11 protein-coding genes and 1 pseudogene are annotated in these 13,044 nt (G+C 68.8%); 7 read left to right on the top strand and 5 right to left on the bottom strand.

Annotated features, from left to right (window positions below; genetic code table 11):
• Positions 1 to 125 precede the first annotated feature (125 nt).
• Positions 126 to 500 carry a sigma factor gene (locus ACGF5C_RS30505; protein ID WP_393307195.1) on the bottom strand — a complete coding sequence of 125 codons (375 nt, stop codon included), beginning with the start codon at positions 498 to 500 and terminating at the stop codon, positions 126 to 128.
• A 157-nt stretch (positions 501 to 657) separates the two neighbouring features.
• Here ACGF5C_RS30505 and ACGF5C_RS30500 point away from each other — a divergent pair, with 157 nt between their 5' ends.
• The 5 genes and pseudogenes from ACGF5C_RS30500 to ACGF5C_RS30480 form a co-directional block, all read left to right on the top strand.
• Positions 658 to 1,287 carry an LUD domain-containing protein gene (locus tag ACGF5C_RS30500; RefSeq protein ID WP_393307193.1) on the top strand — a complete coding sequence of 210 codons (630 nt, stop codon included), beginning with the start codon at positions 658 to 660 and terminating at the stop codon, positions 1,285 to 1,287.
• A gap of 183 nt (positions 1,288 to 1,470) precedes the next feature.
• The gene (locus tag ACGF5C_RS30495) at positions 1,471 to 1,572 is read left to right on the top strand and encodes a carboxymuconolactone decarboxylase family protein (protein ID WP_393307191.1); all 102 of its coding nucleotides are present in this window, start codon (positions 1,471 to 1,473) and stop codon (positions 1,570 to 1,572) included.
• 23 nt (positions 1,573 to 1,595) lie between these two features.
• Complete coding sequence (locus ACGF5C_RS30490; protein ID WP_393307189.1) at positions 1,596 to 1,838, top strand: carboxymuconolactone decarboxylase family protein; 243 nt, start codon at positions 1,596 to 1,598, stop codon at positions 1,836 to 1,838.
• Between the two features lie 28 nt (positions 1,839 to 1,866).
• Positions 1,867 to 2,457 (top strand): nuclear transport factor 2 family protein, encoded by a 591-nt coding sequence (locus ACGF5C_RS30485; protein ID WP_393307187.1) that lies wholly within the window; start codon positions 1,867 to 1,869, stop codon positions 2,455 to 2,457.
• Positions 2,458 to 2,759: 302 nt separating this feature from the next.
• A pseudogene (locus ACGF5C_RS30480) lies at positions 2,760 to 3,219 on the top strand (transposase); the annotation flags it as partial.
• 248 nt (positions 3,220 to 3,467) lie between these two features.
• On the opposite strand, the gene ACGF5C_RS30475 reads toward ACGF5C_RS30480, so the two are convergent.
• The 3 genes from ACGF5C_RS30475 to ACGF5C_RS30465 all read right to left on the bottom strand — a co-directional run bounded on the left by ACGF5C_RS30475 (position 3,468) and on the right by ACGF5C_RS30465 (position 5,124).
• Positions 3,468 to 3,863, bottom strand: coding sequence for a RidA family protein (locus ACGF5C_RS30475; protein WP_393307185.1), 396 nt, complete (start codon positions 3,861 to 3,863; stop codon positions 3,468 to 3,470).
• The gene (locus ACGF5C_RS30470; RefSeq protein WP_393307183.1) at positions 3,860 to 4,363 is read right to left on the bottom strand and encodes a helix-turn-helix domain-containing protein; all 504 of its coding nucleotides are present in this window, start codon (positions 4,361 to 4,363) and stop codon (positions 3,860 to 3,862) included. Before ACGF5C_RS30470 ends, ACGF5C_RS30475 begins: the two co-directional genes overlap by 4 nt.
• A gap of 290 nt (positions 4,364 to 4,653) precedes the next feature.
• Positions 4,654 to 5,124 carry a hypothetical protein gene (locus ACGF5C_RS30465; RefSeq protein ID WP_393307182.1) on the bottom strand — a complete coding sequence of 157 codons (471 nt, stop codon included), beginning with the start codon at positions 5,122 to 5,124 and terminating at the stop codon, positions 4,654 to 4,656.
• Between the two features lie 1,210 nt (positions 5,125 to 6,334).
• Between ACGF5C_RS30465 and ACGF5C_RS30460 the strand changes: the two genes are divergently transcribed.
• Together ACGF5C_RS30460 and ACGF5C_RS30455 are read left to right on the top strand one after the other, a co-directional pair.
• Entirely contained in the window at positions 6,335 to 7,687 is a 1,353-nt protein-coding gene (locus tag ACGF5C_RS30460) for a lanthionine synthetase C family protein (protein WP_393307180.1), read from the top strand.
• Positions 7,684 to 10,878, top strand: a complete 3,195-nt coding sequence (locus tag ACGF5C_RS30455) for a lantibiotic dehydratase (RefSeq protein WP_393307178.1) — start codon at positions 7,684 to 7,686, stop codon at positions 10,876 to 10,878. Before ACGF5C_RS30460 ends, ACGF5C_RS30455 begins: the two co-directional genes overlap by 4 nt.
• A 415-nt stretch (positions 10,879 to 11,293) precedes the next feature.
• Here ACGF5C_RS30455 and ACGF5C_RS30450 read toward each other — a convergent pair whose 3' ends face one another.
• Positions 11,294 to 12,754, bottom strand: coding sequence for an SDR family NAD(P)-dependent oxidoreductase (locus ACGF5C_RS30450; protein ID WP_393307176.1), 1,461 nt, complete (start codon positions 12,752 to 12,754; stop codon positions 11,294 to 11,296).
• Positions 12,755 to 13,044: the final 290 nt, after the last annotated feature.

Genomic DNA, 13,044 nt, shown 5'->3' with positions numbered 1-13,044 from the left:
GTCCAGGAACCTTGGTTCGCGCTCCCACCACTACGACGACGTAGTCGCGCAAGGTGTCAGATCGCCCCTGAACCTCACAGTTCGGTGGCGTGATTCGTCGTAGGGGCAGGGCCATGTTGACCGACTCATCCAGGGTGACCCGGTCGGCCGGGTCGACGATGTTGGCGCCCGGCCGTCCGGTGCGCCGCTCCGTACGTTCGGGTAGCGGCTCGGGGATCCATTCGCCCACGTAGGTCTCTCGCCGGCCCGGGCGGAGTTGAGCAGGTTGAGGCAGATGCGGCTGGCGACGTCGTCAGCCAGGCGCCGGGGGATTCGATGGCGTCCTGCTGCTGGGGGGACATGGCGTACCAGCGGGCGTATGTCTCTTGGACGGCGTCCTCGGCCTCGGCCAGGGAGCCCAGGCGCCGGTAGGCGAGATTGATCAGCTGGCGTCGCTCGCTCGTGATCGCGTCCAGGCCGGGATCGGGCCGGCCGTGTCCTGGCCGGGATCGGGTGGTCATGGTGCCGACGGCTCCCTTGGTCGTATCTGCCCTCATTAGTTCGACAAGACAGCCCCCGGAATGTGAGGCCGGTGCGTCGCCTCACATTCCGGGGGGCTGTCTTGTCGAACTAATGAGACGAACACATCATCCAGCGAACAGGAAGCTCAGAGACATCATGACCACCTCAATGCGGGCAACCCCGTTCACCGACCCGGCGTCCGCGCAGCGCCTTGAGCGGGCGGCCGCTGCGCTGACCGCACACGGTTTCACCGTGGAAGTCCTCGACGACGCCGCAGCCGCGCGTACCCGCGTCAAAGAGCTGATCCCGGAGGACGCCAGCGTGTTCACCGGGGCCAGCGAGACCCTCCGCCTGTCCGGCATCGATGAGGACATCAACGCCGGTGGGCGGTACCAGGCCGTCAAACCACGCCTCCTGGCCATGGACCGCGCCACCCAGATGGACGACATCCGGCGGGTGGGCGCCACCCCGGACGTCATCGTGGGCAGCGTGCACGCGGTCACCGAAACCGGCTCCCTCGTGATCGCCTCGGGCAGCGGAAGCCAGCTGCCCGGCTACGCCGGTGGCGCCGCCCGCGCGATCTGGATCGTCGGGGCGCAGAAGGTGGTACCTGACCTGGACACCGCACTGCGCCGCGTCGAAGAGCACTGCCTCCCGCTGGAGACCGCCCGCACCCAGAAGGTCCACGGGTGGCCCAGCGCCATCAACCGGCTCCTCATCCTCAACGCCGAATTCCAGCCCGAGCGCGGCACCGTCCTGCTGCTCCGCGAAGCCATCGGCTTCTGAATCACCCGCACTCCTCATTGGGGAACCCAATTGAGGTGTCATCAGCGACAACCGTAAGGAGCACACGATGAATGCCCGCTTGAACCTGTTTGGCAGCCCGTCGCCGCCAAGTCCCTGAAGCAGATCATCGGGGCGGCCAAGGCGCTCAAGGACTCGACGCTGCCGGCCGCGACGATCGCGCTGGTGGAGATCCGCGCCAGCCAGATCAACGGCTGCGGTGTCTGCACCGACATGCACACCAAGGACGCCGCGCACCCGGGGAGACCTCCACCCGTCTCAACCTGATCGCGACCTGGCGGGAGGCCGTGGTGTTCACCGACGCCGAGCGCGCCGCCCTGGAACTGACCGAGCAGGGCACCCGCATCGCCGACGCTGCCTGCGGCGTCACCGATGAGGCCTGGGCCAACGCCGCCAAGCACTACGACGATGACCAGCTCGCCGCACCGGTGGCCCAAATCGCCGTCATCAACGCCTTCAACCGCGTGAACGTCATGAGTCAGCAGCCCGCCGGCGTACCAGCCCGGCCAGCTCGGATAACCGGGTTTCGATGAGCACGATGGGGGCCGAGGAGGGGGCGACATGTCAACAGATCAGGTAGCACGCAACAAAGCGGCGTTCAGCCGTCTGCATCACGCCCAGAGCAGCGGCGATGTGGAGGTCTTCTGGCTCGCGATCCAGCTAACAGGACACTCACCGACATCATGGAGGATACAAATGAGCGACCTTGCGACCATCGCTGACCGCACCGAGATCGAGGTGCTGCGCGGCGAACACCTCGACGCGACCATGATCGGCGACTACGACCGTTTCGCGTCGCTGTTCACCAAGGACGCGGTGTGGCGGATTCCCTTCGCCAACGTCGAGCTCACGGGGTGGGAGGAGATCCGCGCCGGGATCGAACGGATGCAGGCTGCGTGGGAGTTCTGGGTGCAAAACACGCACCCGGGCACGATCCAGCTCGATGGCGACACCGCGTCCGGCCGGGAATACATCTTCGAGACCGGTCGCCAGCGCGACGGCAGGTCGGTCGTCATGTATGGCCTATTCCACGACCGCTACCAGCGCACCCGGCATGGCTGGAAGTTCACCGAGCGCGTCCTCGAGCCCAGATACCTCGACACCACTCCGCTGACGGGCGCACCGCCCAAGGGATCCTGGGACGACCAGTAACCCGCTGGCCGCTGGTTGTACTGCCCCGGGAGGTTGCGATCGTGGTGCCATGGGCGGATTCAAGCGGTCGTCGCAACACCCTGATCGAGGGGTGTGTCATGGGGAGACCTGCGGGCTGGACGACGACGGTGACGGGCAGACCGGGGATGCGGTCGCCGGGTCGGCCGGGTGTGAACGAGCATCGAGAGGTGCGGCGGCGGTTCTGGCGGCGGATCGCTGAGGGGCTGTCGAGCGAGGAGGCTGCGGCGGCGTGTGGTGTGTCGCAGCCGGTGGGTGGGCGCTGGTTTCGCCAGGGTGGCGGTATGTCACCTTTGTCGCTTGCCTCTTTGTCGGGCCCGGTATCTGTCCTTTGCCGAGCGTGAGGAGATCGCCCTGCTGAAAGCGCAGGGTAGAGGTGTGCGGGAGATCAGCCGGGCGGTGGGCCGTGACGCGTCGACGATCTCGCGGGAGTTGCGCCGCAATGCTGCGACGCGGGGTGGTCGCATGGACTACCGGGCCGTGACGGCGCAGTGGCATGCCGAGCGTCGTGCCCGACGTCCGAAGACCGCCAAGCTCGCAGCGAATGAGCGCCTGCATGACTACGTGCAGGACCGGCTCGCCGGCGCGATCACCGACGGCGAGGGCCGGCCGATCCCGGGTCCGAACGTCCCGTGGAAAGGGCGCCGGCATGGTCGCCGCGCGGACCGGCGGTGGGGGACGGCGTGGAGCCCGGAGCAGATCAGCCGGCGGCTGCGGCTGGACTTCCCGGATGATGAATCGCTTCTGCGTCCAAGGTCGCAATGGGCCAGCCGAGGCCGCCTGCTCAAGACCGCCCCGGCCACCTACACGGTCATCCGAGCATGACCCTGACAGTGACTCCGTGATCCTTAACTTCGCGGCGTTGCAAGATTATCTGTCGAGCCGGGGGACTCGAACCCCTTTGGACTGGGAGGCTTCCCGCCGGCGATTAGCCCGACGCACAGCGGAGCGGCCTTTATCGATGGAGTGAATTGGCGGCCGCGAGGCATCAGCTACTTCATTGCGATGGCCTCGATCTCCAGCAGCCACTCTGGCGAGTAGATGTCGCTGATGATGATGGTCACCGCGGCCCGGTGGTCGCCGAGGATCTCCTGGCGGATCCGCCCGTTGGCCTCGCGGTACTTGCGGTCGGAGAGGTAGATGGTCACCTTCGCCAGGTTCTCGATGCCCATCCCCGCCTCGGCCAGCACGGCGAGCACGTTGCGCCAGGTGAGGCGGCACTGCGCGTCGAAATCCTCGGGCACCCTGCCCGACTCGTCGCCCCACGGCACCTGGCCGCTGACGAAGACCGTCCGGCGCGCGCCGGTGACCAGCGTGCCATGGGTGTACGCGCCGCTCGGCTCGGGCAGCGTCGCGGGGTTGAGCGGCTGGATCTCGGCGGTGGTCATCTGTCCTCCCGGGCCGGTGGGGGATGGGCATCGGTGCGGCCGTGGTGAGCGCCGCTGGCGTGCATGGCGGTGTGGTAGACACAGCGAGGGTTCCCGGGATTGGCGAAGGCGTGGGTGCAGTCGCCGGCGTAGTAGAGCGAGTCGCCGGTGGTCAACCGGTGCTCTGTGCCATCGAGAGTCACGCTCAGTTCACCGGCCTCGACCGCCACGTACTCTCGCGATCCGGGCGCGTGCGGTGCGAACTCGCCCACCACGACCCGGGCGGGAACCGTCGTGCGGATGAACTCGAACTCCACCCCAGGCAGAGCTGGCGACAGGATCCGCCGCTGCCAGCCGGCGGCGTCGGTGATGGCGGGCTGGTCGGCGTGCCGAATGGCGATCATCCGGCCGGGTCGGTCCTCACCGAGCAGCCGGGAGACGGTGACGCCCAGCGCGGTGGCGAGACGGGCCAGCACCAGGACCGTCGGTATCTTGGCACCCCGCTCGATGTCCGAGATCATGCTCCGGCTGACCCCCGCTGACCTCGGCCAACGCGTCCATGCTCAGGCCGCCGCCAGCTTGGCGGTGAGCGCGGAGTCGCGGACCCAGCAGATCAAGGAGTGCATCCACTTGGATCACTGTAGCGGAGGTTGCTCCATGATAGTGGAGGCTCGTCGCACCGCTCACGGGGGAGCGGCGTCATGATTGACCAACTGTGACGCCACGTGACGCGCGGTCGGTGGCAGATCCACGCATTCGCTGCCAGGGAGGTTGCGGCGGTAGGCGCCCGGCTGCCTCTTCGGCCTGGTGGTCAGTAGTGAGCGAGGATCTGCGCGACCGGGTGGCCGACGAGATCAGCCACCCTGGCGAGTTCCTCTGCGTCGAGTTCGTACTGCGCTCGAGTCGGGTTCATAGCGCTCACCTCGAACCGCGCGAAACCGATGGGCCAGTCGTAGTGCAGGCTGTTCAGCGGTACGACGGCACCACAGCAGGGCGCCGTCACGTCAAGGTGGTCGAAGCTCGAGCCGCCATTTCCCATGACCAGGTCCCCGAGCCAGTCCAGACCGATATCCCGACCGCAGCGTGAGCATTTGATCTGGCTGGTGTTCTCGCCGGCGTCGATCAAGGTCATTCGGTCGTAGAACTCGTATTCCACCTCCTCGACAGCGTCGTCGGCGCCCGAGAACAAGCTCGCCACGTAGGCAACGGCAGCCGCGGCCGCCTCGTGGGTGGGCTGCCAGTCGGGGTTCGTCGGGATCAGGCGGATGTACGAGTCGCTCACATGCTGAGCATGCCTGATGTTGCGCCCAGCATGCCGGATGCCCGCAGTGCATGATCAGTCGCGCAGCCGCTTGCTCTGCATGCTCATCGCCTGTTCTGAACTCCGCGCCGGGGTTGCCCGACCCAGCACGCCCGCAGCACGGCGCGCCCGACCACCGGCAGATGTGGATGCTGTGTCGGCGCCGCTCGGCTCCTTCCAATGGTCGTGAGATGCCAGCTCGGTCCACCCGCCACTGGGCCGCCTCTCGATACTGCGGACCGAACAACGGCAGCCAGTACACCCCTATCTGAGACGCCGGCTGGCGTCGGATCCATGATCAGCTGCGGGTATCGGCCGTTGTCGTCCGCTGATCATCCAGGGTGGAGAACTCAGGGATTCGGCTCACATGGGTCTCAGGGGCGTAGGAGAATCACGCCCAGGTGTGAAGGCCTGCAGCTCCTCACGTGTCGGGCCGCCCGAATCATTTTTGGGAGAACGTTATGCCTGACTCCACGGACAACAGCCCTTTCAGAGACGTCGAAGGCCACCAAGACCCACTGGTCGAACGGCTGCGCCCGGACCCCTCGCGACCGCCGGAGGTCGGTCTCACCGTGAGCGGGCTACTGGGAGACAGTGATCGACCCGGCCACAGGCGCCTCTACCTCACGAAAGGGCTCGATTACTTCATCGAGTTCTCCGTCAGTGACGTCCTCGACAGTTCGCGGATTCCATCTGAAAAGGCGCCGTTCCCCGGCACTGAGGCAACCCAGCTCACGTTGAAGAAGGGTGCCCACATCGCCTACACGCGCACGGCATCGGTCCGCCCGCCGGATGAATTCGACTTGGACCTTCGGCGAAGGCGAACAACACCTGCCGGCGGACCCGTGCGTCGCGGCCCCCAGCGGGCCCGGCGCCGGCCGGAGTTCCGTGCCGCAGGGTATGACGAGAACACGAACCCGATTGACGAGTACACCCAACCGCTGACGGACCCAGAGGGGAACTGTCGGCCAATTCCATGGACCGAAGCGTTCTGGACGTGCACGTGTGGGGACTGGGGATGCACCAACACGTGCGACATCTGGCCCTCCTGTGAGCAGACCTGCACGGGCTGCCTTCCGGATGATGATTGGGACAAAACGATCAGCTGTATTGAGACGGCCTGCACTCCTCGCTGTTGAGCCCCCCGCAGCGCGTGCACCCCTCACCGACCTTAAAACCCAAGGGAGTCCAGGTGCCTGAGTCCGCAACGCCTGACATTGAGCTTCCGCCGGTCTGGACCGGCGCCCTCGACGCGACCCGGCAGAGCGCGGCGCTTTTCGCGGCACGGGATGTCGCTATCCGCGTCACTGATCGAGAACGCATCGCTCGGTCGATTCCATTGGCCCGCCGCCAGACGCTCTATCCCGGGTCGGTTCACTGGAACCCATGCGGACTCGCTGGAGGGCATGCGGGGATCGCTGTGATGTGCTCCTATTTCGATCAGTGCTTTCCGGGGGAGGGGTGGGACGCGGTCGGCCACGGTTTCCTCGCCGAAGGGGTAACCGCTCTGGAGAACGGTGGCCCAGAGCACGCCGGGCTGTTCGCCGGACTCGGCGGCTTCGCCTTCGCACTGGAGTCGCTGAGCCGGAACGGCGACCGCTACCAGCGGGCGCTCGCGGCCGCCGACGAGCTGCTGGCCCCGCAGGCGTCGGAGCTCGCCGCGCGACTGAGCGCCATCGGAACCGGCCTGCCGGTGAGTGCCTTCGATCTCGTCTCCGGGGTGAGTGGTGTGGGGGCGTACCTCTTGAGGCGCGACCCACTCGGCGTGCTGCCGGACGTTCTCACCGCTCTGGTACGCCTTGCCGAACCCTCCCGAGGCATACCCCGCTGGGCCACCCCGCCGGAACTGCTGCTCTCCGAGTCGACGCGCCGTGTCTATCCCTCGGGACAGCTCAACTGCGGGCTCGCACACGGCATACCCGGCCCCCTGGCGCTGCTGTCCCTCGCCCTGCTCGGCGGTTACGAGGTCCCCGGTCAGCGCGAGGCGGTGCGCACCCTCGCCCAATGGTTGCTCTCGCAGCGGGTCGACGACGTATGGGGAGGCGCCTGGCCCGACGCCGTGCCGTTGACGCCGGCGGGCCGGCCAACCTCTAGTGGAGCGTCCGGCCCGACGCGAGGTGCCTGGTGTTACGGCACTCCAGGGGTCGCGCGTTCCCTGTGGCTAGCAGGCGCGGCCCTGGACGACGGCGGGCTGCGCGGCGCGGCGGTCGAGGGAATGACCAGCATCCTGCGACGCCCTGCCGAATTGCGCTACCTCCCCTCACCCACTTTCTGCCACGGTGTGGCCGGGCTGCTCCAGATCGTCCTGCGCTTCGCGCGAGACACCCCATCGGACACCCTCGCGGACGCGTCGACTGGGCTCGTCGATCAGCTTCTGGCGGCGTACGATCCCGAGCGGCCGTTCGGCTACGCCTCCTGGGAGACGGCGGACGTCGCCGTGGACCGGGCCGGTCTGCTGGACGGCGCCGCCGGTGTCGCCATGACCCTCCTGGCCGCAGCTACCAGGATCGAGCCGGTCTGGGACCGGAGCTTCCTACTCTCATGACCGGAACCCACCGCGTGCAACGGGCACGCCAGGGCCACCGGCCCGTGCTGTACGAGCCGCTCGGATGGGCCGTTCTACGGGCCCCTCTCCTCCCAGCGGGCTCCCGCAATCTCACTCTCCCGGCCCGGTCCGGCTCGTCGCTGCTCCCCCCTGATCCGCTGCTGCCCCTTGCGATACGGGTGGCCAGTCCGGATCTGGCCGCCGCACTGGAACGGACCAGCCCCCAGGCCAGGCGGGCTCCCCGCCTGGCCCGTAAGCTCAGGCGCTACCTCATCAGGATGACCACCAGGCCAACACCGTTCGGCCTGTTCGCAGGAGTCGGCCTGGTGCGATGGGCCCAGACCACGAACATCGCAATTGTCCCGGCCGCATCACGCACCCACACGCGGGCCGACATGGGTTGGCTGCAGAAGCTGACCGAGCGGCTACGCGACGACCCGGACATCCGTCCGCACCTGCGCCTGATGGCCAGTCCCGCCGTGCTGCTGCACGGTGGCCGCGCCATCGTTGCAGAGGGGCCCGGGGCAGGCAGCTCCGTACGCGCTACAGCGGCCGTACGCCTCGTGCTGAGTGCGGCACGGGTGGCCACCTCGAGAACCGACCTGGTGCAGGCGGTCCAGGAGATACCCGGTGCTACGCCGGACAAGGCAAGTCGGTTGGTCGAAGACTTGTTGGCGCAGGGATTCCTCATCTCCGAGTTGAGCCCGGCACCGACCTGCGGCGATCCGATGACGCGGTTGCGCAAGTCCCTAGCGGCAACCCCTTCGGAACGAGCACACGCCGTCGCCCGGCAACTGGCCGGGCTGGTCGACGAACTGGCTAGGTGGGACGAGCTGCCCCTCGACCGGAAGGCGGACCACCTGCAGCCTCTGCAGCACCGGATGGTCGATTTGGACCCTGCCGTGACCGCTGTGGGCGCCGGCACGGGACGGGGCGGCGTCAACGGTGGTGGGGCGCGGAAGCTCCTGCAGACCGACACCGCCCTCTCGTTCCAGTCCACCGGACTGCACGCCTCGGTGGCAGCCGCCGCGGCCGAGGCCGCTGACCTGCTCCTACGCCTGGGCCACCTGCCGGAGGGAATGCCACACCTGGAGGAGTACCGGCGAAGGTTCGAGGGCCGGTACGGGCCGCACCGCCGAGTCCCGCTGCTCGAGCTTCTCGACCCCGCGACCGGGCTCGGACCGCCGTCTTCCCACGGCGGCGCGGGCAGGCCCAGGCGCGGTCCGCGTGACCAACTCCTCCTCGACCTCGCCGTGTCAGCCAACCGGGAGGGCCGCCGAGTGGTGGAGCTGGACGACGAGCTCCTTGCCCGTCTGACCACGTCTGATCCTGTCCCCGAGCACATTCCGCCGTCACTCGAGTTGTCCTTCTTCGTCGCCGCCGCCTCGTCGGCCGCCATCGACCGTGGGGACTTCCAGATCGTCGTCGGCCCCAGCATCGGCGCGTCCGCCGCTGGCCGCAGCCTGGGCAGGTTCGCCGGTCTTCTCGGGCCCCCCGCTGGGGAGGCGCTGGCTGAACTCGCACGCATCGAGCAGGCGTACGACCCCAGCACGCTCATCGCTGAGGTCGTCTATTCGCCCGACCCCCCACGTTCCGCGAACGTGGCGCTGAGGCCCGCTGTCCGGCGACACGAGATCCTCGTCGATGCATGGCCCGGCATTCCGGCCGAGGGCGTGATACCGGTGCGCGAGCTGGTCGTCGGCCTCAGGGACGGGCGCTTCGTGGTCGGTTGGCCCGCGGGGGGAGCCGAGGTCGTCGGGGTCCAAGGGCACATGCTCAACACCCGGAGGGCGTCGGCCGCGGTCCGGTTCTTGGTCGATGTCGCCCACGACGGCCGCTGCCAGTTGACCGCCTTCTCCTGGGGGCTGGCGGCTGGACTGGCCTACCTGCCAAGGGTCCAGCGCCACCGGATCGTCCTGGCTCCCGCCCAGTGGCGGCTCGACCCGGCCACCGCCAACGGGTCCGGCCCCGGCGACGACTTCGGGCCATCGCTCTCGACATGGCGGACCACATGGGATGTACCCCGCCACGTCTACCTGACGGTCGCCGACAACCGGCTGCTTCTCGACCTCGACGACGTACGGGACGTCGAGCTGCTTCGAGAGGAACTGAGGGCGGGTGTCCCCGGTGGGTCCGCGATGCTCCAGGAGGCGCTGCCCGGACCGGAGCACGCCTGGCTGCCGGGAACCGACGGCGGCCACATGTGCGAGGTAGTGGCCCCTCTCGTCCGCCGTGGCGGGGAGCGCCCAGGTGGCGACGCACTGTCCGTCACTCGGGTCGTCGACCCGGTGGAACGGCTGCGCCCACCGGGCAGCGACTGGCTGTACCTGAAGCTCTACTGCGACCCGCATCGAGAAGAGGACCTAATCGGTGGACCCCTACGCACCTTCGCCGAGCACGCCATCCGGTCGGGCCTCGCCGACGGCTGGTTCTTCGTCCGCTACGCGGATCCGGAGTGCCACGTCCGCCTCCGCTTCCATGGAGATCCAGCTGCGCTCACCGGCCCGCTGGTGGAGCAGGTCTGTGCCTGGGCCGGCGGACTGACGGCCGAAGGCCTCTGCGGGAAGTTCTCGTTCGAGACGTACGAGCGTGAAATCGAGAGGTACGGGGGCGAGGCAGGGATGGCGGCGGCAGAGGGTCTGTTCATGGCCGACAGCCCGGGCGTCGCCGAGATGCTGCAGGCCCGCGTCGAAGGCCGGCTCGGCACCGACCTGCTAGAGCTGGCCGTGGTCAGCATTGATGACCTCCTGGCCTGCCTGGGCCTGTCTCGGGAAGAACGAGCCGCCTTCTCCTATGGCGGTCCACCTTCGTCCCGCCCCGGCGGCTCCGAGTACCGCAAACGGCAACGTGCCCTGCGCCAGGCGCTAGGAGCCGCCCCGCCCACCGACGACGAAGTGTCCCGGCTGCTTAACGCCCGACGGCCAGCACTCGAGTCCGCCATCGCCCAGCTCACCGCACTGCACCGCGAGGGCAATCTGTGGCGGTCCCGGGAGGCACTGTGCCAGAGCTACGTGCACCTGCACGTGAACCGCCTCCTCGGGACGGACACCTCGGGCGAGGCAATGGCCCTGGAGTTGCTCCGCCGCACCCATGCCGGCCTCGTGCAGGCACCTCTGACTCCCGCGGTGCCGCAGCCCGGTGCTGTCGGGGTTAGGCCCTGTGTCATAAGCCGGACCGGAGCCATTCGTTGATGGGCAGCCCACGGTTGTGGGTGCGGTTGGCGCGGGATCTGCCGTGTCCGATCGAGCAGGTCCGCTCGGGCACCCTGCGGTGTGACGGTGGCCGCCATTTCTCGACGTCACCGCCGAGGTTCCTGTCACTGCCTACCCTCCGGGTGAGCAGCCGGATCCGGGCCGGGTGGCCGGGGTGGACCTGGGGATCATCACCGTACGCGGTCGCCGGCTCCGACGGCGAGGCTCTGCTGGTGTCAGCCGTCATGGCCGGCATCGGGGCCTGCCGGGACGTGGAGGCGGTCGCGCGCCTCGTGTTGGCCATGCGACTCCATCGCCCCCGTCCACCACAGCTTGGACCTGTGGTGGACGGGGGCGACGGTGCTGACCGTGCCGGCCTGAGCATGGGCGGCTGACGGCGGGGCGGGCGCGCTGATCACCAGGCGCAGGGCGCGTAGTCCTTCAGGAAGCAGCCGTACAGGTCTTCGCCCTGTTCGCCGCGGACGATCGGGTCGTAGACCCGGGCCGCGCCGTCGACCAGGTCCAGCGGGGCGTGGAAGCCGGCGTCCGCCAGCCGCATCTTCGTCGGGTGGGGCCGCTCGTCGGTGATCCAGCCGGTGTCGACGCTGGTCATGAGGATGCCGTCGGCCAGCATCTCCTGGGCGCTGGTCCGGGTCAGCATGTTCAGCGCGGCTTTGGCCATGTTGGTGTGCGGGTGCCCCGGCCCCTTGTAGCCGCGGGAGAACTGGCCCTCCATCGCCGACACGTTCACTACGTACTTGCGGCGGGCGGTCGCTGCGGCCATCGCCGGTCGCAGCCGGCTGACCAGAACGAACGGCGCGGTCACGTTGCATAGCTGCACTTCGAGCAGCTCGACCGGGTCCACCTCGTGCACCCGCTGCACCCAGCTGTTGACCGGGTCGAGGTCCGGCACCAGACCGCCGGCGTCGATGGCGGTGGCGGCCGCGATCCGTTCCGGCGAGGCGGAGCCGCTGGTCAGCGCCAGCGCGGTCAGCGCGTGCGGGGGGATCGCGGCCGACTGCGGCGGGGCGGCCAGGCTGCCCGCCGGGTCGCCCCGGCCGGCCGGTTTGGCGAACGTGATCATCTCCGGTAGCGGGCCGTCCGGCAGGGCCGCCGCCTCCGCAGCGACGAGTTGTGCGTACGCCCCGGGCGTGCGGCGGACGGTCTGCGCCGCGTTGTTGATCAGGATGTCGAGTGGTCCCTCGCCGCTGACCGAATCAGCGAGGGCGATCACCTGGGCGGGGTCGCGCAGGTCGATCCCGACGATCCGTAGGCGGTGCAGCCAGTCCCCGCTGTCGGGCATCGCGGCGAATCGGCGGACCGCGTCGTGGGGAAACCGCGTGGTCACCGTGGTGTGCGCGCCGTCGCGCAGCAGCCGCAGCGCGATGTACATGCCGATCTTCGCCCGGCCGCCGGTGAGCAGCGCGCGCCGGCCGGTCAGGTCGGTGCGGGCGTTGCGGCGCTCCCGGTTGAGTGCAGCGCAGGGCGGGCAGAGCTGATGATAGAAGGCGTCCACCTCGCGGTAGCGCTGCTTGCAGACGTAGCAGCCGCGCGGATTGCGCAGGATGCCGGCCGTGGCGCCTACGGTGGGGGAGGTGAGCGGGATGCCCTGGGTCTCGTCGTCGATCCGGCCCGGGGCACCGGTGGCGGTGGCCGCCGTCACCGCGCGGTCGGCCGCCGCGATGGCATCCCGCCGTTCCTCGCGTCGCCGCTGCTTGATCACCTTGTAGAGTCTCGCGGTAGCCCGTTGCACCCGCACCACATCCGGGTGGTCGGGAGGCAGGTCCTCCAACGCCTCGAAGACGCTGAGGCAGGTCTCCAGCCGGTCGCGGTCAATGCCGAATTGCCCGGTTTCCGTAATGTTGTCCGCCGTCATGCCGTCGCTGTCTCATCCCGTTCCCTGCGCCGCGTCTACCCCGGCCCCCCAAGTCCGACCCGGAACTGTACGCACCGCACGACCTCCGACGCATCCCGCGTCTGCTCGTCAGCCCAAAGACCGTCGAGGCCAACCTCGCCCGGGGCTACCGAACAAGGCATCTCCAGCCACGGCGAGTTCGGGGCGGCCATGGGCAGGCCAGTCACGCCGCCACCAGAGTCGATTCCCATATGAGCGCACGACGGCCTGCTCCTGCGCCGGCCACTCCGGCAGCCCGGTCAAGCTGCTCG

The sequence above is a fragment of the Micromonospora sp. NPDC047620 genome, from assembly GCF_043205005.1.
In the GTDB taxonomy this organism is placed as follows: Bacteria; Actinomycetota; Actinomycetes; order Mycobacteriales; family Micromonosporaceae; genus Micromonospora.
Note: the sequence above shows the minus strand (reverse complement) of the source record. Positions and strands in the feature narration are given on the sequence as shown.